Genomic DNA, 19,996 nt, shown 5'->3' on the forward strand with positions numbered 1-19,996 from the left:
TGTGAGAATCGAGCTGTCAGAATTCTCAGGCTGACTGCCGTAACTTGTGTGCTATCTCATTGTATTTACGTAGCTTTGTCTTAGTTCCTCATAGAAGCCGTGCGATCACGCTCCGGCGCTGGTTTCTCATGTGTGGAGCGGCCGTTTGTTGCAAGAGAGAAAATCTGTGATGCCGCTCTGGTCGGGTGCAAGCCATGTGTCCGGCCTTCGCGAGGCGGCGCATATGGCCGCAGGCCCTGATGAAGTCCGCGGATCGGGTTCCAATCAAATTAGCGCGCTCGAAGCGCCTTGAGAATCTCGGATTAATCCAATCCCTCCCGCCAATCGTTCAGGGCCTCCAGCGATGGAAAGCGCGGCATGGGCTGCCTGAGTCGATGCCGCGCATCCTAAACGTTCTTCTCGACCTGTCCCTTCTCCCAGCCCGACGCCGGATTGCAGAACTCGGGTTCGAACAGATAGTGGCTGGCCATCGCCAGGAAGCGGACATTGACGTCGCGCTCCTTGCCGCGCCCGACCTTGTCGATGGCGGTCTTCATGTTGTCGTAGATGCCGCGCCGGGGAACGCCGCCGAAGACGCGGAAGGCATGATTGTGGGCGTCGAACAGCACTCGTGCGTCTGCAGCAGATAGGCCCGCATGGCGAAGGTGCGGCTGTAGCTTCGTATGCGCGACTTGCAGCTTGGTGCGCTCGTTGCCGATGATCGCCCAGTCCTCGGACCAGTCGAACTGGAACGCTTCACCGGGTTCGGACGCCAGCGGCACGAATGTCCCGCGGCCCGACGTCTGCAGTTCCCTTTGCCGATCGGCTTTCCATTCCCGAGCTAAGCCCGCCACGCGATTGTAGGAACCGTCATAGCCGAGGCTCAGCATATCGGCGTGCAACTGCTTGAGCGTGCGCTTCTGTTTGCGCGGCTTGCTGGCCTCCGTCTTCAGCCAGGCCGACAATCGGTCGGCAAGGGGTCAAGCTTGCTGGGCGGTTCCGGAACCTTGAACTTCGGCTCCACGCCCTCGGATTGCAGATATCTGCGGATGGTATTCCGGGACAGGCCAGTCCTGCGGCAAATCTCCCGGATCGATAAATGTTCTCGAAAATACCAGCGTCGGATCACGCTCAATAACGCCATGTCGATCACTCCACAGCCCCCACTCAAAACAAGCAGGGGTGGTTCAAACGTAACCGCCCGATTGTCACCGCCTGCCGGCTATCGTCGTGATGGCCTAAGACACGTCTTTAACGACGTCGTTAGCGACGTGTCTTAGGCGAGGTTTGCGATGCGGGTGGAAATTCTTGGGCAGGAACGGCGGCGGCGGTGGTGCGACGAACAGAAGCAGGCGATCGCCTCCGAAACACGCATGCCGGTCGCTGCAATCAGCCCGAACATCGTGGCGTAGGTGAGCGATCGGATTGAACCGTCGGGGCCAAGTCGCTGAGCGGCGTCGAGAGTTAAAGGCACAGAAGCGGGCGACGGTCCGCTTCGAGACGGCGCCGGGTCATCAGATGCAGATCGACTTCGGTGACACGAAGGTGTGGATCGGCGGCGAGCGCGTTCGGGTTCACCTGTTCGTGGGGACGCTGGGTTATTCGCGGCGGATGCACACTCGCGCGTCACTCAGGGAGCGCCAGGCAGACTGGTTTGAAGGCATGGAAGGCGCATTCCTACGGTTCGGCGGGGTTCCGACGGAAGTGCTGATCGACAATGCGAAAGCCCTGGTCGAGCATCATGATGCGGTGACGCGAGAGGTGAGATTCAACGCGCGACTGCATGCTTTTGCCCGTTATTGGGGCTTCACGCCGCGGGCCTGTGCGCCGTATCGGGCGAGAACGAAAGGCAAGGACGAGCGCGGAGTCGGCTACGTCAAGAAGAACGCGATTGCGGGACGGCGCTTCGAGAGCTGGGCGGAGTTCGAGGCGCACCTGGATCGATGGACACGCGAAGTTGCCGACCAGCGTGAACACGGCACCACCGGTGTCCAACCGGCGGAACGTTTTGCTGACGAAGCCAAGGCGCTACGCCCGCTGGCCGGACGGGCCCCCTTCGGACAATTGCGGGATCTGGTTCGCAAGGTTCAAGCCGATTGTGCGATCGACCTCGATACCAACAGCTACTCCGTCCCTTGGCGCCTGATCGGCGAAAGCGTTCAGGTTGTGGTGCTGGCAGGCCGCGTGGTTATCCGTCATGCCGGCCAAGTCGTCGCTGACCATCCCCAGTGCCGGGGGCGACGACAACGGATTGTCGACCGTGCGCATTTTATCGGCGTGGCCGGTTTCGAGGGGCCGGTGCGTAAAGAGGCCATCGAGATCGCGCCCGCTGCCTTGCTGCGGCCGCTTGCGGAGTATGAGGCGGTGGCCGGAGGAAGCTGGTGATGACGACAGTGGATCATGACGTGCTGATCGCAACGCTCGACCGGCTGAAGCTGACGGCGATCCGCGACCAGCTCGATACGTTGCTGGACGAGGCAGCGCGGTCGAAGATGACATTGGGTGAGGCACTCGCCTTCCTGGTGTCGCGCGAGATCGCCCGGCGCGACGAGCGGCGGATATCGATGTCGAGCAAGTTGGCGCAGTTCCCGTTCGTGCGCGAATTGTCCGGCTTCGACTTCGAGGCGCAGCCGTCGCTGGACCAGGGGCAGATCAGGGAACTTGCGACCTGCCGCTGGATCGCTCACGGCGACACCGTGCTGTTCCTTGGACCGCCAGGTACAGGCAAGACGCATCTGGCTGTGAGCCTCGGCCGCGAGGCCATTCGTCAGAACTACAATGTCCAGTTCGTAACGGCGGCAACTTTGGTGGCGATGCTGGCGAAGGCTCACAGCGACGGCTCGCTCGACAAACAGCTGACGATCCTGTCGCGGCCGAAATTGTTGATCATCGATGAGCTCGGTTATTTGCCCTTCGAGGCCAATGCCGCCCACCTGTTCTTCCAACTGGTGTCCCGGCGCTACGAGAAGAGCTCGATCCTGATCACCTCAAATCGTTCCGTGGGCGAATGGGGAAGTGTTTTTGGGGACCAGGTCGTCGCCACGGCCATATTGGATCGCCTGCTTCACCACTCCACGGTGATCACCATCCGGGGCGACAGCTACCGGCTTCGCGAAAAGCGCCGCTCCGGCCTTCTGCAGAAGGCCGGAGCGGCGCTCGAACCCAACGAAACCGCAAACCAATGAGGGGGGGGCAATTCCTCGATTCGCTTGACAGGCGCGGATAACCACATCGCCCACGACGTCCTCGACCACAGCAGCAGAACCCCGCTGTAAAGGCGGCTCTTCAACAACCAGCGCTGCAAAGGGTGCCGTCGGGGCCGTGTCGCCGAGCCCCAGGCGACCGTCCCGCAGGCGCTTCCGCCAATCATAAATCTGCCAGCGCGTCGTACCGTAACGACGGGCAAGCTCCGAAACCGCCGATCCCGCAATCAAGCTCTCTGCCGCGATCCGGGCTTTCTCCGCATCCGTGCGGCGACGGCGGCCCGTCGGCCCTTCAATCACGTCCAGCCGGCCGGCAAAGCCACCATTCGAGACGTCCACATGGACGTCCATTTCGCCGTCTCTTGCCATCCAGTCACCTCCGAACAAACAGAGGTGCTTTTGCCATGTTCACGCCGACTGGCAGAGAAGGGGATCAAGGCAGCGCTTACGAAAGAACAACCGGCAACTGGCGAGGTTCGCGCGCATACGGAATATGCTCCGGGATCGTCTTCTGGCCGAGCGTTACGCCATAGAGGAACCGGAGTGCGCAGACGATCCGCTTCAATCCGGACCAGGATATGCCCGTAGACACAAGGTGGCCCTGGAAGGCGTGGACCTCGTCTAAGCCGAGCCGATCCGGTGATCGGCTGAAATGACGGCTAAACTTTGCGACTGCATAAAGATAGGATTGCTGCGTGGCCCGAGAACGATTGCGGACCGTCATGTCCTCGATCATCCGGCGACGCACGCTCATCTCGGCCATCTGGATCTCCTGTCTGAAGGGTGGGTTTGCAACACCCAAATCCTCTCAGACAGGAGGCATCTCTCAAAGCGGGCACCAATTGCCGCGACTAGCGGCTTGGTTCAAGCCTGGCCGTCTCCGGGTGAGGCAGCAACATCGCAAGACCGGGGAAATCCTGGCCAGCACGCGTGACCTTATCGAAGGCGTTCGTTATTTCCAAAATGAGCTGGAACGTCATCGCTGAGATCGAGGCGGCGAGCCCGGTCGATGGGCTGGACACCTTTATGGCGCAGAATGCGGCGACGATCCAGGCCGAGCATCCCGAGTCCGTCTTCGATATCTATCCTTCGCGGTTTGCTGCCGCATCGATAGCGATGGACCACCTGGCGGTCGGGGCATTAGTCGGCGGCCGAGATCCGGGGCTAGTGATTGGAATTTCTCCCGCAACTCCTGTGTCAAAGCCCATGCGTCGGCATCACTATCAACCACCCGAGGATTGAGCAACACTAAGAGCTCGGTTCGATACCTGGTGTGTTCCGTGTTGCGGAATAGCGGCCCAAGCAAGGGAATGCTCTTCAGCCCTGGAAAACCGCCATTGGCATGCTCCACGCTATCCTGCATCAAACCGCCAATTGCTATCGTATCACCGTCTCGTGTCGACACGGTGCTTTGGAGGCGGCGTACCGAAATGATCGGGGACTGAAGATCGGTCAATGTGTTCTTGTCGGCGGTGCTGACCTCCTGAAAGGTGTCGAGCGTTACACTACCACCTGCGCCGATTCGAGGCGTAACAGCCAAGATTACGCCTGTGTCGCGCAATTCGACGTCGCTCACCACTGGGGAGCTCTCACTCACGGTGGATTGGGATGTTCGCGTCAAAATCGGCACCTGATCGCCCACCTGTATTGTCGCGGTTTGATTGTCGAGAGCCAGAATACGTGGCGCTGATACAACCTTGACGTCTCCAAGCCCACTGAGCGCGTGTAACACGGCGTTGACGTCCGAACCGGGAAATACATACGACAAGCCGCCTTGTGGAACTGCACCCAAGCCCCTAGACGAGAGAAGATAGTCCACGCCGTATTTCAGGCGCTTGCTAAGCCGCACCTCGGCGACAATGGCCTGGATGAGAACCTGTCGAGGCTTGACGTCCAGCCGACGAACAGCGGCCTCGATTGTCCTGTAGTCTTGCGGTGCTGCAATGATCACCAGCGCGTTCTGTCCGGGGTCGGCCTGGATGCGCACAGGCCGCGAGAGGCCGAGACTCACTGCTGAAAGCACCGCTTCGTCCTGCGCCTCGTTTGTCAACGCGGATGTGTTCGGCCCTTGGTCCGGAAGGCCGGGCAGGTTGACTGGCAGGCTCGATCGCGTAGATGCGTTACCTCCGACTGAGAGCTCACCAAACTCTCCCGCGACTTGCGGGGCACGTTTGGCACCGGGTATCTTGGCGCCATAGGCCTGCGCCAGGACATCCGCCACTTCCGTTGCTCTTCGGTTCTGCAGTGGACGTACGTGAATGTTCGTCGTCGCCTCGGAAGCGATATCCAGCTTGGCGACAGCCCGACGAACTTGGTTGAGTGACGCAGGATCGTCCGCCACCACAAGGATGCCGTTCAAACGCTCGAGCGCGGCAAACCGGACGCGCTCCGTGCCGTGGCCATTCTGATTGAACAAGAAACCGAGTTCTCGCTCGACCGCGGATGGACTCGCCTGAGACAGCGTATACACTGCAAACGACTTGTGGAGCATGGCATCGTTGTCAAATAGGCCGATTAGTTTGCGTACGGAGCTCACGGCGCCGGGCGGCCCCGTGATGGCGATTCCCCGCTCCCCTGGCGCTGGTTTCAGACGCACGCTCTCTTCGACATTCGGTCGGATTACCTCGATGACTTCGGCCGGATCGACATAGCGAACGGGAATAACTTGAAATTCGCTTCGGATTCCGCCGGCGAGGTCGGTCAAACGCCCCACCCGAACTCCCTGCTCGACCACCGCCAATCCGTAGCCGTAGGGCGCCAGCGCTCGGTCGAGCAGTCGCGGCACATCACTAGCAGGCACTTGGCCAGAGGTACGAAGCGTCATTGTCCCCCCAACGCCCGGATCAATGATCACAGGCATGCTCATAATATCGCCGACAACATCCTCCACGACTTGCCGAATGTCGGCATTGGTGTAGTCGAGGCTCACGCGCCTGTTCTCCGACATGACCGGCAGCTTCCGTTCCACGGTGGCGGTGATCGGTTCGGCCGGCGGCTGTGCCAGCAGTTCAAAGCCACGCGCTTGCGGCCCCCGCGCTCCACCTAGGGATGGTCCGGACTCATGCGAGCCGAACCTTGGAGGCGCTAGAAGAGGGTCGGGTTCAGCAATCGAGTCGAGATTAGCACACCCGGTAACAAGTAGACAAAACAGCGCCGGCAACGTCCTGCGCGCTCGTGGTGGAGGAGGCTCCGCGCTTAGGACGCGCATTGAATCAAACTTTCTCTTCACCGCCACAGTGTACACATGACTGGTATTGTATTTAGGTGAGTGGGAGATCACTGCCTTTCTCGCACTCATTGGGTGGTCGCCGTGTTTAGCGCGTGTTCCCGACAATGGTTTCCTTGGTCTTGTAATCCTTCGAAAGGAGGTTGGACATCAGTTCAAGAGCCTGATTTATCTTATCCAAAAGCCCCTGCAGACGAATGAGGGCCATCTGCCCTTCGCTGTTGGCGCTATCAATGGCTGCCTTAAGATTGTTGATGGCGGCGTCGAACTCCGTCTGCAGGCCCAGCCTGTCATTATTGATTTGCTCGATGGGGATGCGGTTGTCCAGCATCCACTGATGCACGTCCTGCCTAACACCCTGGGAATCGGTGAACGCACCATACCCGACTCTCGCGTGTTCATCGGTAGGGCGATTTCTACGCAGTTCAGCCAACGCGGAATTCATGTCTTTCAAAAAGTTGTTCCGCGTCTGCATGTCATCGTATTCAGCTCGGATTTGCTTCTCGTTGATGTCATGCCGCTCCATTAGGATCACCGACATAATCGCGGATAGCGGTAGGCCACGCGGGAGCAGATTGTCTATCCGGAGGGCCGGAGTGTAGGACCACCACGCTGAGTCGATCATTTTCATTTTCTCCATATAATCGTTATCGAACTGTGCTCGTGCATTTAGCCCATATTGATGATTTTGCTTCGCATGTCGGTATCCGCGCGACGGATTTCAGCAAGTTTCTCGAGAATGTCCTGAATCAACTTTTCGTAGTTTGCGATGAATTCGCTCTCGTCCTCAGCCTGCTCGTGAGCTTTGGTGCTATTCGCATCCAGCCTCACCTTCTCCTCCTGGAAATGGGTAGCGCCCATGTTCAAGGCGGCGCCGGGCAGCTTTGAGGCTTCCGTTGCGATCGTGCCCAACGCACTCCATCGCATCGCTTCCGTCTGCGCAGCTGTTTGTGCTTGGATGATGGATGTATCGCCAAAGGGCTCCGCCGTGCCATCAGTCGGCGGGGCGTCGCGTTTCCCCGGCTGGGTAGACGTAGCGCTTTCGTCGACTAATCCGCTCCTGTCCGGAGTCCGTGCCCTGCCTTCAAGGCTGTCCTCCGGAAGCCGCGTCGCGGAATTGTCCGGAGTCTGTGCCCTGCCTTCAAGGCTACCCTCCGGAAGCCGCGTCGCGGAATTGTCCGCAATCGGCGCCTTGAGCTTAGAATTGAATTCCTTTTCAATCTGACGGGCGCCTTTTAGGTTCACACCAGCACCGGCCATGGCCCCGCAAGAGATGGCTATCGCCCCGAAAAACTGGCATAGCCCTGAATCGCGAAGCGCTTTGGCCGCCGCTTTCTGCCCAGCCATCTCGGCGTCACGCGCAGCCCATCGGTCCTGTCGAGCCGCCTCGCGGTACTGCCTATTGAGACGGAGGACGAGCGAGGCCACTGCTGATATGTCTACCGCCGCAGCGAAGTCCTTCAGCTTCGCCGGCATGCCTGAGAGCTTCTCTTGGAGGGCAAAGTCCGCGAACCGGGGTACATCGGCTGTCGTGGAAATACCGATTGACCCATCCCGCGCCCGATCGAAGAGACCGGCCCGAGGGAGCGTGATCGCGCCTTCCAACGCGCTAGGCCGGTGGACGGTTGTACAGGCTGGCATCAACGCAAGTTGGTGCTGCGCGATACGGTCCGACAGATCGTAGTCGCGACCGCCCTTTGCCTGATCAATGGTATCTAGCACGATTGCACTCCTTAAGCTGAATAGGTAATTGCGACTCCAAGCGGCTGTCAGCCGAAGTGTCGTATGAGGTTCGCGTTGGATCGACTGTGTCTCTCAATGGTGTCGGCAACCTTTTGTGTGGTCGTTTCCTTATCGAGGAGCAGGTGCTTGATGAAGTCCATTTCATCCTCTTGAAGCTGCCTCAGCCTGGCAATAAACTGTCTGATGTCCAACGTTTGCGCCTGCGTATCCGTTGCCTCCTTCTGCTGGACGGCATTCGCTATGCCGGCCCCGGCCGCTCCCAGAGAAGAAATTGCTTCGCCGATTCGAGCGGCACTCGAAACATGCTGACTGATCTGAACAACCTTAGCGGAATTAGACGCTAGCTCAGCTGTGTTGGAAGCCGCCTGAGTGATGAGTTTCGCGATGAAGGCGCGCGAGGAGCCAGACCTGGCCGCTACGGAGGCAAGCCCGCGTAGGGCTGAGGCCCCTGCCTCCCCGAAGCGGCTCCACGTGGCAGTTCCATTCGCAGCTCCACCCGCCCCGGCGCCCAGCGTTAGCAGCGATATGGCGAATACAATACCAATCGTAATGCCCAAGGCCAACGTTTTGGCCTCGCCTTCCTTAAGTCCGAGATCTTTCATGAGGCTTTTCGCAATTGCCTCGGTCATCTTTTCGACAACACCCGTCTCGACAAGCGTCGCGACTCCGACAGTCACTGCTGCTGCGACCACAGACAGAGCCCCGCCGGTCACGACGGCAGCCACTACTGAGAGTCCAACCGCCAGCCATCCTAGGAATTTCATGGCGAGGGAGCTTTTCTTTGCTTCCGCCAACTTCTTCGCCGTTTCAATTATGTTTGCAGCGATCTTATTGTGCAACTCTCTTTGCTGCGCACCCCAGTGTCGCGCATCCTGGATGCCTGACGCGACCAGACCGTCGTCCATCTTGGTCTTCAGGGTCACTAACGTGGCAAGGAGCTCAATCCCATCCAACGCACGAGGCGCCGGTAAGCTCGGAATAACGTCTGACTTGACAGCGTTTCCGGAAATTGGTGGCGGCACTACGTCGACCCCCTTGATGTGAGCATTGGCTGGATAGCCAATAACGGAGGCGTCGACTGGAGGCGGAGTCTCGACTTGTGGTGTTGCTTCGCGAATGAGAGCCATCGTATTGCCGCTACCGCTATGCATCATCGCCCTCCTGGGTCCCTGCTTCTGATCTGAGTCGATCCAACATCATCAGCGCGCGTCGGCTGAAAACTGCGTGCTCGGGCTTTCCAGCACTCAGTGCCAGGGCACCCTCGAGTGCGTTGATGGCCGCTGCGGACCGGTCGAGCCTGATGAAACATTCCGCAGCGCGAAGCGGTATCTGCGGATCCTCGCTGTTCAGAAGCGCTGCAAGCCGATAGGCATGCACGGCCGTTTCTGCGTTACCTAGCATCTGGCTCGCAGCAGCCAGACCGAACCAGAAACGTCCGTCGATGTGTCGGTGCACGCAGAGGAAGCGAAAGAAATTCAGCGCCTCCTCGTACTTGCCGGAGGAATAGTAGCGGTGGCCGAGCACATAGAGAGCTTCAATCTCCTCATCAGTGATCCCAATGATGGCAGCTAGATCAACGCGCCCGGCCATGAGCTCAGCGGCAAGCTGTCCCGCCTGGGCCAAGTCGGCTGCATCACCAGCCATCAAAGGATTAAACTCGGTCATCGTCATCGTTATCAAATCCTCTGTCTCGTCGGCTTAACGCGTGGGATATGCGAATTGGGCGCCGACGGCACGACGTGGCTTAAAGTCACTTCCTCCCACCAATACGGGCGTTGAAAATCTTCGTCTTCGTCTTCCACGCCTGCCGCAATTAAAGCGGAATTCATCGCGTTGTCGCGGACCAGTTGCGCGCATCGGGTAAGTTGTTCGCGAGTCTTCCTCAGGAGACTATCCATCTGCACAATTGTCTGTCGCGCACTCTCTATCGTTTCATCAAGGTCCATGAGGCCTCCTACGGCTTGCTATGCAATGCGACTGTGGCGGACCATGCTCGAGTACGGACGAACCATCTGCTCTCGGCAACGGGCGGCTCCAAGCCTGACCAGCACATGGTCTGTCGATGTTCGCACCCACGCTTGCGCCATCAAGCCCCAGACATAAACATTCGCTCACATCATTACTTGAGGCCTTGCAAGGCGCAAAATACTTGATCGCTATGAACACATCGGCGCCCGTTATGCGCTTCGATGCCGACTGCTGCGGGAACCCGCCGGTTCGTGGCCCTAGAGCCAGCTGTTCCGGTACATGCTGCAAACGATGGCTTCCACTCAGAATCTTGAGGCGTTGGGTGAGCGCGCCTCGGCAAGAGATTGTCGGTAAGATCATGGCCGGATAGACCCGATGCACTTTCTAGTTCAAACCGCTACGAAAAACGCACCTGTCCGATTAGGTCTCGCAGACCACTTTGCGCAGCCGGCCGCTTCAAACTGTTGTGGCGGACCGAGCGATGAAACGCGCGCATCGATTATCCATAAGCAGCCAGTCTGACCCCATACCGGCATTGTATTTGCGCCGACCGGTTGGGTGAATTAAATGCTCATAGGAGTTGATTGTCTCAAGGGCTTGATTGTCGGCAGAAGCGCCGATCGAGTGCTTACGGACCTGGTCAGCAGCATTGATCTCATAGCCGTGCCGTTGCTGGCGGGAACCTGGCACGATGGTTTTTTCTTGATGAGGTAAGTGACCAGATATCGGTGCATTACTGGCAGGCAACGTACAATCACGAACAAGGAGAAATTCGACGTACATGTCTACCTTGTCTGATCTCCGCAGACATCTGGCCGCGACGGCATTCTTGGCTTGCATCACGAACGACGTCGTGCGGGCGAGGCGGATCGCAAAGGGGCTCGACGCAATGGCGCCGGGCAGCCGGGAGTGCGTTATTGCTTACGCTTTTGCAGATTTGACGGCAGGCGATATTGAGGCAGCCCTGGAGCGTCTCCGTCCTCTTGCCGACGCGAATGACGCATATGGAATGGCGTTTCAAGCCCTGGCTCTTGAGGTCGCAGGGCGCTTTAGCGAAAGCAGTACTGTGCTAGGGCGTGTCCCAGGTGGCGACCCCGGCCTCGACGGGCTCCTCTCAGCGTTGGGCAAGGCGGTGCCGGCACATACTGCAGAACGGAGCATCTGATGAGCAGCGTGAATAACATCTTCTCGCAAACACTGCCGGCCAAGTTGATGGCGGACACATCGGCCGCATCGATATTGCCAGCTGAGTCCATAGAGGCCTTTCGTGCTGCACTCGAGCGGCCAGCGGCGTTGGAACGCGACGACGCACTACTGATTACTGCTGCCGACGAGTCGACCGAGAAGGGGCATGGACCTGACGTCGTTCGCACACCCGATGGCATGCTCAGCGGGATGGAGAACCTGAGCACGAGCCTTACCGAAGCCGTTGAAGCCACTCGCAGGGCAACAGAGCGCTTGAACTTGGAGGAAATCCGCTCGGTTGACTGGCTGCGAGCGCAACTCGCGCTATCGGCCATGACCTTGCAGTACGGCATTGCGGCCAAGGTGGTTGGAAAGGCTACCGAAAGTCTCGATACATTCCTGAAAAGCCAATGAGGGACAATGGCGTGGGTGTCGTGTGTGTTGAAGCGGGTGGTGGCACCTGTTGTGCTACTCACGTTGGTGAGCTGTGGATCGAAGATAGAGCTCTACCGCGATCTTTCTGCGCGTGAGGCTAACCAAATGCTGGCATCCCTTATGCGTCAAGGTATCCATGCCGAAAGGGCGACAGACAGCAGGGGTAATGTGTCGCTTTCGGTGCCCACGCAGGACCTGCCGCGTGCTATGGATGTGTTGGATAGTGCTGGGCTGCCTCGCGAACACTTCGCTGATTTGGCGACTCTCTTCAGCAAAGAAGGGATGATCTCATCGCCGACAGAGGAGCGTGTGCGCTTTATTTATGGTACGACACAGGAACTCTCTCGGACGTTGACCAGTATCGACGGCGTGCTCAATGCGCGGGTCCATGCGGTTTTGCCCGAAAACGCGGATGACGACCTTAATACGCCCTCACCCTCAAGTGCTGGTGTGCTCGTCCGTTACACACCTGGCGCACCCATTGATCAGATCGTGCCGAAGATCAAGGAGTTGGTCGCAAATAGTCTGGAGGGTCTGTCGTATGATCGGGTCTCGGTTGTCCTGGTTGAGGCTCACCAGGACGATACTTCGGTGGGTCCCGTCGATGGGGCTGCCTCGCCGACGGAAGGCAGCGACCGATTTTACCTCTTGATGGGGCTCGTGGGCGGCATGGCGGTGTTGCTAACGGGCAATGTCGCGCTCGCATTACTCCTGTGGCGGCGGCGCTTCCGCCGCACACCCCTTGGGGCGGTGCCATGAACTCAAATGAAGCGAACAAACCAGCTATGACCGCGACGAGCTCGCGAGCGACTTCGGATGAATGGCTTAACGCGCCATGGGCGGGGGCAATGATGCGCTGCATTGCCGATCCTGCTGCCGATCTCGATATCGTTATCGCGAGTGATTGGCCCGACTGGATGCCGCTGGGCACCGCTCTGGCCGACCCGTACATCCGCGTCAAACTTGGACGCTGGCTGCTTCGCGGACAATATACTGCTCCGTCTGCCATTATTTCCGCCAGCGATGCACAACGCGTGCGGTTCGCTCTTTTGCCGGCGCCTGATGCCGTGCGCCTCATGTGTCTGGCCGGCGCTTGGACCGGTGTGTCCAGTCTCTTGGGCCTTCTTCGGAACGTGGATGTTGAGGCCGCCCGCGCCGTCCTTGGAGAAGAGGCTGTCGCATTCGCTTCGCATGCTGTACTTCTGCCGCGACCAACGGTCGAACTGATGTCGGCGATCGGCGCTTCCGAGATGCCGACCGAGCCTCGTGCATTGCTCCACTGCGGTGCGGCGATGTTCGGCCTTGCGATTGGCGGCATCCCCCCGGTGCTGCGGGCCCGACTGAGATTGCGCCGCCCTGCGTCGATTTGGATGGCGGCTGCGGACGCCTGCCGTAACGACAGTGCTGGCGAGGACGCGTTTCGTGCCATGCGGCGCCTAGTCCGCAAATCGATGCCAACATGGTCGCACTGGTTCAACTGACGTCCGGTACGGTCGGCATTCTCGGCCCAGGGCGGATCTTGCCGGCGGCCAGCGCGCAGGCGATGGTGGACGCCGAGCAACTGCTCGATCGGGCGCGACGCGATGCGGACGCGCTCACTGCTGCAGCGCGCGAGTCCGTGACCATGATCGAGACGGCAGCCAAAGAGGCGGGTTTGAAAGCAGCGCAAGCGGAAATCCAGGATCGTTTGACTGCAATCGCCGTGGGGACACTGCGGATAATGGAGCAGAATGAACAACGGATTGTCGACATGGCCTTGCACATCGCACGCCGGGTTATCGATACCGTCGCACCGGAGAACGCGGCAGTGGATATTGCTTTGCAGAGTCTGAGATTCGTTGGCGAGAGCTCTGTCGTCCGGTTGCGCGTAACGCCGTCGCTCGTTGAATCGGTTCGCAAACGGTTGAACGAGCTCCTTACTGCAATGACATCGCGGTCCATCGTCGAAGTGATCCCCGATCCGGGCGTCAATGATGCCGGGTGCATCCTTGAAACTGATGCTGGACTGGTCGATGCCACGATCGAAGCGCAGCTAGCGTTGATCGAAAGCGGCCTGCGGAACAGCCTGGGAGCCTCTATCAGGTGAAGTCCAAGCCGTCCGAACCGCTGCCAGCAGTGGCCTTCAATAACTCTTCGCAGGACTACATCGATCGCTTCTTCCAGCTTGCGGGCAGGGAGATTGCCCAGACATCAACGATGCGGCTCTGCGGTCGTGTTCTTCAGATTGTTGGAACGATCATCCGTGCCACGGTCCCCGGCGCGCGCATAGGCGACCTATGCATGCTGCGCAACCGCGAAAACCACTTCGAGCTATCAGCGGAAATCGTCGGCGTTCAGCACGACATCGCCATTCTGACGCCGCTGGGGGAGTTGCAGGGACTTTCTACCCGCACCGAAGTGATACCGCTTGGGAAGCCTCTGATGGCTCCAGCAGGCTGGAACCTGCTCGGCCGGATACTTGACGGTCTCGGGCGCCCTCTTGACGAGCCCACCCATGGCCCCTTGCTTCCAGAAACCCGCGTGCCGGTACACGGCGACGCGCCGGATCCCCTGAACCGGCGTATGATCGACAACGTTCTTCCGCTGGGTGTACGCGCGCTCGACGGTCTTGTGACGTGCGGCGAGGGGCAGCGCATGGGAATTTTTGCGGCAGCGGGCGGCGGCAAGAGTACCCTGCTGTCGATGTTGGCGCGCGGCGCAGCGGTCGACTTGACGGTGGTAGCGTTGATTGGCGAGCGTGGCCGAGAGGTGCAGGAGTTCATCGGACACAATCTCGGCGCAGAAGCGCGATCGAGATCGGTTCTCGTCGTTGCCACATCCGACCGTCCCGCCGTGGAGCGGGTGAAGGCGGCCTACGTGGCCACGGCAATCGCCGAGTGGTATCGCGATCAGGGACAGCGTGTGCTGCTTCTTATGGATTCAGTAACCCGGTTTGCGCGCGCGCAGAGGGAGATCGGTCTCGCTGCAGGTGAACCGCCCGCACGGCGTGGTTTCCCACCATCGGTCTTCGCGACATTGCCGCGGCTCGTGGAACGGGCCGGAAACAACGACTGCGGATCGATAACGGCCTTCTATACAGTGCTCGTGGAGGGCGATGACATGGCCGAACCCGTGGCCGATGAAATCCGTTCTGTCGTGGATGGCCATATTGTGCTGTCGCGCACTCTGGCGATGTCCAATCACTATCCAGCCATCGACATCCTAGCAAGTGTCAGCCGGGTCATGAGCACCATAGTCTCTTCGCAGCATGAGAATCTGGCAGGTAGGCTGCGGGAGCTAATGGCGAAATACCAAGAAGTGGAACTATTAATACGCGTCGGAGAGTACAAGCAAGGAGCCGATCCTCTCGCCGATGCGGCTATCGCGAAGATAGACGACATACGAAGTTTCCTACGACAGTCGACGAGAGAGCAGATAGGCTTCCAAGCGATGCTTCATAAGCTCGCCGCGTGCCTGGCATGATTCCCAAGGCGGTACATCAACTCCTTGAGTTGAAGCAATTGCGGCGTCGCCGTGCCGAAGAGACGCTACAAGTACGGCACTCAGCCCTTGGCAAAGCTGCCGCAGCTGTCGATACCGCTCTGACGGAACTGCGTACATGGCAGCAAGATCGTCCCCGTCGAGAAGCAGCGTTATACGATGCGTTAATCGGCGAAACTGTCGCTGTCGCCGATCTTGAGGAGGTGAAGGCGAAAATAGCCTCGCTGCACGCGTATGAACAGGTGCTCGAGAGGCGCCTTGACGCGGCCCTGACGGAGGGCCACCAAAGGCTGCAGGCACGTGAAGAGGCGCACAAGGCAGCACGTGATGCAAACCGCGAGGTGGCTAAATTCGAGAATTTGGTTCGAAGCCTTGCCGTCGGCGACACCGCGGAAGAAGAGCGGGCGGCGGAGTCGGAATTGTAGCATTTTGTCGAGGAGCGAGACTGTTCGTCGGTATCGATGTGCCGCCAGCATCCTGATTCAAATCTAAGACGCCCTGACGGATTGAATGGCGTTACTTAACGCTGCGCCCCTAACGGGGTTCCGCATCCACCAGCACCCCTTTGGTGCAATATCGGGACCGTTCCGCCGATTAAAGCAGGGCGACCATTTGTTGCGGGGGGACGCTCAGTCCAGCCCACACGGGATGATACAGCATACGAGAATAATTAATCTAAGCGAGTTGCGCAAAGAGACGTGGCGCAGACCCCTACGGCAGCCCGTCAAAGTGACGGATGCCGCGAGGAACAGGGCATTGCGGCGCGACTGGCACGACACGTTAAACGATGACGCCGGACGCGATCATGCCTTGCGGACCGCCCGGAGTACCTCCGCCAGGTGATCCGCCTCGATATCGCCGGCGGCTCGCACTACGACATCACCGATGACGATTTCGACCGTAGAACTTGCTACCGGCTCAACGCGCGCGAACTTGACCTCCTTCTTCGCGGTGTCCGTCAGGGGCGCAACCACCCCCGATGACAGTGCCTTGCGACGCCATCCGTAAAGCTGCGGGGGATCCAATCCCTCAGCACGCGCGATCGCAGAGACATTGGCCCCAGGCAACAACGTCTCAGCAATCAGGCGCTCCTTCTCTTCGTTCGGCCAGTCACGCGGTTTGCGTCGCGCCCGCACCGGCGCCGCCGTCAAAACCTCAAATATTCGCGGCTGATTCACACTGTCACTCATAGGATTCTCTGCATGATTCATGCAGAATCCCCGATCAGCGGGCCAAATGATACGTGGGGTCCCTACGCCCTCACGGAGCATGCACGCGAGCGTGCGCCATCGCGTCGGGAATGCGCGTGGTTCCTCAGCCGGGACGCTGCCTCGCTCAACGAACGTGCCGGTCACTTCCTTCGTCATCTTTACGAACATGCGCCAAAGCGTGAAAAAGCCGCAGAACTCGCTGGCCGCTTTGCCGCTCTTATTCGTGGCGACGACGATGATCTCGAAAGATGGATCGCAGATGCCAGACACAGCGAACTGGCGTCATTTGCTGCGGGGATCGAACGCGATATTGAGGCGGTGAAAGCCGCGATCACAGAGCCCTGGAGCACCAGCCCGGTCGAGGGGCAAATCAATCGCCTCAAGATGATCAAGTGCCAGATGTACGGGCGTTCGGGATACAATCTCCTGAAAAGCAAGGTGCTGGCCCGGGCATGAGAGGCAGACCGGCGGCAATATCGATTCGGCAGCGGGGATGACCACGACCCTGCACCAAATATGGCGGAAGAACCCCAGATTGTCGCTCTACAGGGCATTGCGGGTGGTATTCCATGGTCTACCGTGTTGTTTGGTCAGCGTCATCTCAGGGCGCAAGCTCCGAATAGCGCCGCGTCAGGTCCTCCTTGGCTCCAGGATCTTTCTGGCCGAATCGCTGAGCACCCTCGCTGCGACGGGCATAACATCTGCAGCTGGCCCAATACCGAAATCGTATTTGCTTCCAGTCACAGTGGGGGCGATGGTCTGCAAAGAGAATCCCCTTCCTTCAGTCGTGAAGAGATTGACCAATATAAGCTTCGCGTGGTGGCGGGTGCTGGAGACGTGGACCGGTGAGAGACACCATTGTGGGTTCGGCACCTCTCCGTCATCAGTGTCCTGCCAATTACTTCCACCGTCGGCAATCAGGTCATCCACCGCGATGAACGTTGGCGTCAGTGGAGGCAGTTTGATGCGAGAACGCCCGTTGGTAATCAATGCTCGAATCTCGGCCTTCACGCCATGCGACCATTCCGCCTGGCGAACGGAAGGGGTCCCTGCGCCGAAACGAGTGCATATGCGGGATGTCGACCGGTTCTCGCAAAAGTTCGAAGAGGGGAAGAAGGACACATGCGAGTTGGCCGAGGATGCCCCGGGCTACAAGATTGGCGGTGATCAACATGATGCGGCGGAAAACGGGAGTGCCGCACTCCTCCTTTCCTTGCTTGCCACCTCGCTCGACAGTGCCATGCTGAATGCCGTGGAGCGTCTGGGATCGGCCAAGCAGCCGTCTCGGTCAGCCGAACTCGCCGAGTTGGCCCAAGCAATAATCGAGCACATTCTGGTTGGTCAAGACGAAGTCGGCGATAGCGTCGTGCACATCGTGCTCGGGGGCGAGGTGTTTGGCAACGCGCATGTGACCATCAGTTACCGCCCCAACAGCCTGAGAGTTCACATCCGATCCGAGCGGCTTCGGCCCCTCCTAAAGTCCCACAGCCATGCTTTTGCGAGCGACTTGTCCGATCGGCTCGGCGTCCATGTCGTGGTGACGGTATGCGGTAACAGCCCAATCTGTGAGGAACAAGACGGTGATTGCCGATCTTGCGGGTGGGAGCCAGTACGGCACTTTGTCGCTGAGAAGAGTCCATGATTGATCTTCCCTGCTATCTCCCGCGTGAGGCTTCCGACGTGTCCCGTCTTGCTACCCGACTGCCGGTCGCTTTCAACCTTGCGGGTATCAATGTCGAAGCTATGATGCCGGGATCGGCGCTGCCTCCGCTCCCACCGGACTACTACCGAGCAGTGATGCGCGTATGCGGCCACAATATTCGCGTCGCAGTCGACTCGTCGCTCCTCCCGCCCATGGCGGTCAAACATTGGCCAGACGTGACTGCGCTGCCTCTCAACGACCCCTTGCGGGAACTCCTGTTCGACATCGTGCTTCGAGATGTCGCCGTCCAGGTGGAACGATGGTGCGGTAGGCGGCCCATCTGGTCCACATCCGAGATCACCGAAGCGCTTTCCCACGCATTTAAGATCGTTCGCCAGGACGTTCCAGGCGACCTCCTCGGCCTGGTAGAGTTCGATGCCGGCGGACTGCATTGGATCGCCGACTGCTGCTCAGCGCTGCCCGTCGTGCACGCCGTAGTCGATCACATCTGCCTTTCTCTCTCTCTGCTAATCGCCCGCATCAATCTTAACCTGGCGGATCTGCAGCAACTCGCGCCCGGTGACGTCATCCTGCTGGATAACACGCCCGTCTCCCCCGATGGGGCCATGACTGTTTTGCTATTTTGCTCTGACAACCCTCGCTTTCGCGCCTCCATTCTGAATGGCCTTCTTACCGTCCTTGCAGCAGTGGATCCCGTAATGGATAGACCTGACTCGCTCCCACCGGAAACCCTCGACAGCATCAACTTGCCAGTTGACGTCGATGTTGGACAGCTAACCATGCCGCTCAGGCAGGTTCGCGAACTCGCTGTCGGACAGGTGCTGGATCTGGGTTTTGATGCCACAGCCAATGTTAGCTTGCGCATCAATGGACAGGTGGTCGCAACCGGCGAACTGGTGCGTATCGCCGAGCGGACAGGTGTGCGCGTGGTGGATATGCGCTTACCGCGAGCAGAACCATGAACGGGTTGCCTGATCCCCTTATGCTGATCACGCTGCTCGGCGCCATCGCGGTTGTCCCCTTCATTGCAATTACCGTCACCTCTTACGTGAAGCTCGTCGTCGTATTTGGACTGGTACGCAATGCGCTCGGCGTTCAGAACATACCGCCGAACATGGCCCTGAATGCGCTCGCCATCCTACTTTCTGTTTATATTATGCAGCCCGTGGTCAAGAGCGTTTATGAAGCAGTGAGAGATAAGCCGATCGTATTCGAAAATACGCGGGAGCTGAGCGAAACGATGATACTTGCTGCCGAGCCAGTTCGTAATTTTCTCCAGAAAAACACATCGCGGCAGGAACGACAGTTCTTCGTCAATGCGACTCGGGAATTATGGAAGAAGCAGGACGGCGCTTCGGTAACTGACACGGATTTCCTGGTTCAGATCCCGGCCTTCCTCACTTCCGAACTGGAGGACGCGTTCAAGATCGGTTTCTTATTGTTTCTACCCTTTGTTGTCATCGACCTCGTGATTTCGAACATTCTTCTGGCAATGGGCATGATGATGGTCTCGCCGATGACGATATCCTTGCCATTCAAGCTGTTCTTGTTCGTTGCCGTGAATGGCTGGCAGCGCCTAATCCACGGCCTCGTCTTGTCTTACGCGGGGTCGGCGTCGTGAACAGCGCCACTCTCAGCAACACCGCCATCGAGGCGCTCACCCTGACACTGGTCCTCTCGATGCCGACAATCCTGGTTGCCGCGGCGGTTGGGCTGATCGTCAGCGTCTTGCAGGCCCTGACCCAAGTTCAAGAGCAGACACTTCCTTTCGTGGTAAAGCTGATATGCGTGAGTCTGGTACTGGTCGTCACCGAGAGCTGGTTCGGTGAGCTCAATCGCTATACGATAAAGATCTTCGACAAGATCGGCGCGATGTGAGTTCGATTGAATGCCTTCCTTGTGT

General features: G+C 58.9%; 23 protein-coding genes and 3 pseudogenes. 13 read left to right on the forward strand and 13 right to left on the reverse strand.

Translation table 11 applies throughout. The features are described from left to right. Positions 1-386 precede the first annotated feature (386 nt). A complete protein-coding gene (gene istA, locus QN219_RS23390; RefSeq protein WP_283980166.1) occupies positions 387-944 on the reverse strand; it encodes an IS21 family transposase in 558 nt (185 codons plus the stop codon). Further along, on the reverse strand, positions 929-1,123 hold the full coding sequence (locus QN219_RS23395) for a helix-turn-helix domain-containing protein (protein ID WP_283980165.1): 195 nt from the start codon (positions 1,121-1,123) through the stop codon (positions 929-931). Before QN219_RS23395 ends, istA (QN219_RS23390) begins: the two co-directional genes overlap by 16 nt. Before the next feature lie 296 nt (positions 1,124-1,419). On the opposite strand from QN219_RS23395, the pseudogene istA (QN219_RS23400) reads away from it, so the two are divergent. Beyond that, positions 1,420-2,364, forward strand: a pseudogene (gene istA, locus QN219_RS23400) (IS21 family transposase); the annotation flags it as partial. Next, on the forward strand, positions 2,364-3,164 hold the full coding sequence (istB, locus tag QN219_RS23405; protein WP_284002484.1) for an IS21-like element ISSme2 family helper ATPase IstB: 801 nt from the start codon (positions 2,364-2,366) through the stop codon (positions 3,162-3,164). The pseudogene istA (QN219_RS23400) and the gene istB, both read left to right, overlap by 1 nt. Positions 3,165-3,302: 138 nt before the next feature. Here the strand turns inward: istB and QN219_RS23410 are convergent. From QN219_RS23410 to QN219_RS23450, 9 genes and pseudogenes are all read right to left on the reverse strand, one after another. After that, a pseudogene (locus QN219_RS23410) lies at positions 3,303-3,551 on the reverse strand (transposase); the annotation flags it as partial. A 79-nt stretch (positions 3,552-3,630) separates the two neighbouring features. After that, positions 3,631-3,945 (reverse strand): annotated as a pseudogene (locus QN219_RS23415) (phage integrase N-terminal SAM-like domain-containing protein); the annotation flags it as partial. Between the two features lie 261 nt (positions 3,946-4,206). Then, positions 4,207-6,111 carry a secretin N-terminal domain-containing protein gene (locus QN219_RS23420; RefSeq protein ID WP_284002485.1) on the reverse strand — a complete coding sequence of 635 codons (1,905 nt, stop codon included), beginning with the start codon at positions 6,109-6,111 and terminating at the stop codon, positions 4,207-4,209. 385 nt (positions 6,112-6,496) lie between these two features. Continuing rightward, the gene (locus QN219_RS23425) at positions 6,497-7,033 is read right to left on the reverse strand and encodes a hypothetical protein (RefSeq protein ID WP_284002487.1); all 537 of its coding nucleotides are present in this window, start codon (positions 7,031-7,033) and stop codon (positions 6,497-6,499) included. 44 nt (positions 7,034-7,077) lie between these two features. Continuing rightward, positions 7,078-7,884, reverse strand: coding sequence for a hypothetical protein (locus QN219_RS23430; protein WP_284002489.1), 807 nt, complete (start codon positions 7,882-7,884; stop codon positions 7,078-7,080). 293 nt (positions 7,885-8,177) lie between these two features. Next, positions 8,178-9,302 (reverse strand): type III secretion system translocon subunit SctE, encoded by a 1,125-nt coding sequence (gene sctE / locus QN219_RS23435; RefSeq protein ID WP_283979375.1) that lies wholly within the window; start codon positions 9,300-9,302, stop codon positions 8,178-8,180. Further along, complete coding sequence (locus tag QN219_RS23440) at positions 9,295-9,822, reverse strand: SycD/LcrH family type III secretion system chaperone (RefSeq protein WP_283979376.1); 528 nt, start codon at positions 9,820-9,822, stop codon at positions 9,295-9,297. Before QN219_RS23440 ends, sctE begins: the two co-directional genes overlap by 8 nt. Before the next feature lie 5 nt (positions 9,823-9,827). Then, entirely contained in the window at positions 9,828-10,097 is a 270-nt protein-coding gene (locus QN219_RS23445) for a hypothetical protein (protein ID WP_283979377.1), read from the reverse strand. Positions 10,098-10,575: 478 nt separating this feature from the next. Then, on the reverse strand, positions 10,576-10,902 hold the full coding sequence (locus QN219_RS23450) for a hypothetical protein (protein ID WP_283979378.1): 327 nt from the start codon (positions 10,900-10,902) through the stop codon (positions 10,576-10,578). A 381-nt stretch (positions 10,903-11,283) separates the two neighbouring features. On the opposite strand from QN219_RS23450, the gene QN219_RS23455 reads away from it, so the two are divergent. Genes QN219_RS23455 through QN219_RS23480 form a run of 6 tightly spaced genes read left to right on the forward strand, consistent with a single transcriptional unit; the run spans position 11,284 to position 15,644 of the window. Next, entirely contained in the window at positions 11,284-11,718 is a 435-nt protein-coding gene (locus tag QN219_RS23455) for an EscI/YscI/HrpB family type III secretion system inner rod protein (RefSeq protein WP_284002490.1), read from the forward strand. Between the two features lie 6 nt (positions 11,719-11,724). Continuing rightward, positions 11,725-12,498 (forward strand): type III secretion system inner membrane ring lipoprotein SctJ, encoded by a 774-nt coding sequence (gene sctJ / locus QN219_RS23460; protein WP_284002491.1) that lies wholly within the window; start codon positions 11,725-11,727, stop codon positions 12,496-12,498. Further along, positions 12,453-13,220 (forward strand): hypothetical protein, encoded by a 768-nt coding sequence (locus tag QN219_RS23465; RefSeq protein ID WP_283979381.1) that lies wholly within the window; start codon positions 12,453-12,455, stop codon positions 13,218-13,220. The genes sctJ and QN219_RS23465 overlap by 46 nt, the downstream gene beginning before the upstream one ends. A gap of 38 nt (positions 13,221-13,258) precedes the next feature. Next, positions 13,259-13,825: a FliH/SctL family protein gene (locus tag QN219_RS23470; protein WP_284002492.1), complete on the forward strand. Its 567-nt coding sequence runs from the start codon at positions 13,259-13,261 to the stop codon at positions 13,823-13,825. Continuing rightward, positions 13,822-15,201 (forward strand): type III secretion system ATPase SctN, encoded by a 1,380-nt coding sequence (gene sctN / locus QN219_RS23475; protein WP_283979383.1) that lies wholly within the window; start codon positions 13,822-13,824, stop codon positions 15,199-15,201. Before QN219_RS23470 ends, sctN begins: the two co-directional genes overlap by 4 nt. After that, entirely contained in the window at positions 15,198-15,644 is a 447-nt protein-coding gene (locus QN219_RS23480) for a type III secretion system stalk subunit SctO (protein WP_284002494.1), read from the forward strand. Before sctN ends, QN219_RS23480 begins: the two co-directional genes overlap by 4 nt. Positions 15,645-16,022: 378 nt before the next feature. Here QN219_RS23480 and QN219_RS23485 read toward each other — a convergent pair whose 3' ends face one another. Further along, positions 16,023-16,409, reverse strand: a complete 387-nt coding sequence (locus QN219_RS23485; protein ID WP_283979385.1) for a transposase — start codon at positions 16,407-16,409, stop codon at positions 16,023-16,025. 12 nt (positions 16,410-16,421) lie between these two features. Between QN219_RS23485 and QN219_RS23490 the strand changes: the two genes are divergently transcribed. Next, positions 16,422-16,886 (forward strand): transposase, encoded by a 465-nt coding sequence (locus tag QN219_RS23490; protein ID WP_284002495.1) that lies wholly within the window; start codon positions 16,422-16,424, stop codon positions 16,884-16,886. A gap of 174 nt (positions 16,887-17,060) precedes the next feature. Here the strand turns inward: QN219_RS23490 and QN219_RS23495 are convergent, their stop codons facing one another. After that, entirely contained in the window at positions 17,061-17,441 is a 381-nt protein-coding gene (locus tag QN219_RS23495) for a hypothetical protein (protein WP_284002497.1), read from the reverse strand. A 58-nt stretch (positions 17,442-17,499) separates the two neighbouring features. Here QN219_RS23495 and QN219_RS23500 point away from each other — a divergent pair, with 58 nt between their 5' ends. The 4 genes from QN219_RS23500 to sctS are packed head-to-tail and all read left to right on the forward strand — an operon-like array spanning position 17,500 to position 19,971. Beyond that, entirely contained in the window at positions 17,500-18,072 is a 573-nt protein-coding gene (locus QN219_RS23500) for a hypothetical protein (RefSeq protein ID WP_283979387.1), read from the forward strand. Further along, positions 18,069-19,055: a FliM/FliN family flagellar motor switch protein gene (locus tag QN219_RS23505; RefSeq protein ID WP_283979388.1), complete on the forward strand. Its 987-nt coding sequence runs from the start codon at positions 18,069-18,071 to the stop codon at positions 19,053-19,055. Before QN219_RS23500 ends, QN219_RS23505 begins: the two co-directional genes overlap by 4 nt. Next, a complete protein-coding gene (sctR, locus tag QN219_RS23510; RefSeq protein WP_283979389.1) occupies positions 19,052-19,714 on the forward strand; it encodes a type III secretion system export apparatus subunit SctR in 663 nt (220 codons plus the stop codon). The genes QN219_RS23505 and sctR overlap by 4 nt, the downstream gene beginning before the upstream one ends. Then, positions 19,711-19,971, forward strand: coding sequence for a type III secretion system export apparatus subunit SctS (sctS, locus tag QN219_RS23515; RefSeq protein WP_283979390.1), 261 nt, complete (start codon positions 19,711-19,713; stop codon positions 19,969-19,971). The genes sctR and sctS overlap by 4 nt, the downstream gene beginning before the upstream one ends. The last annotated feature ends 25 nt before the right edge of the window (positions 19,972-19,996 follow it).

It is taken from the genome of Sinorhizobium sp. 8-89, from assembly GCF_030124325.1.
In the GTDB taxonomy this organism is placed as follows: Bacteria; Pseudomonadota; Alphaproteobacteria; order Rhizobiales; family Rhizobiaceae; genus Sinorhizobium.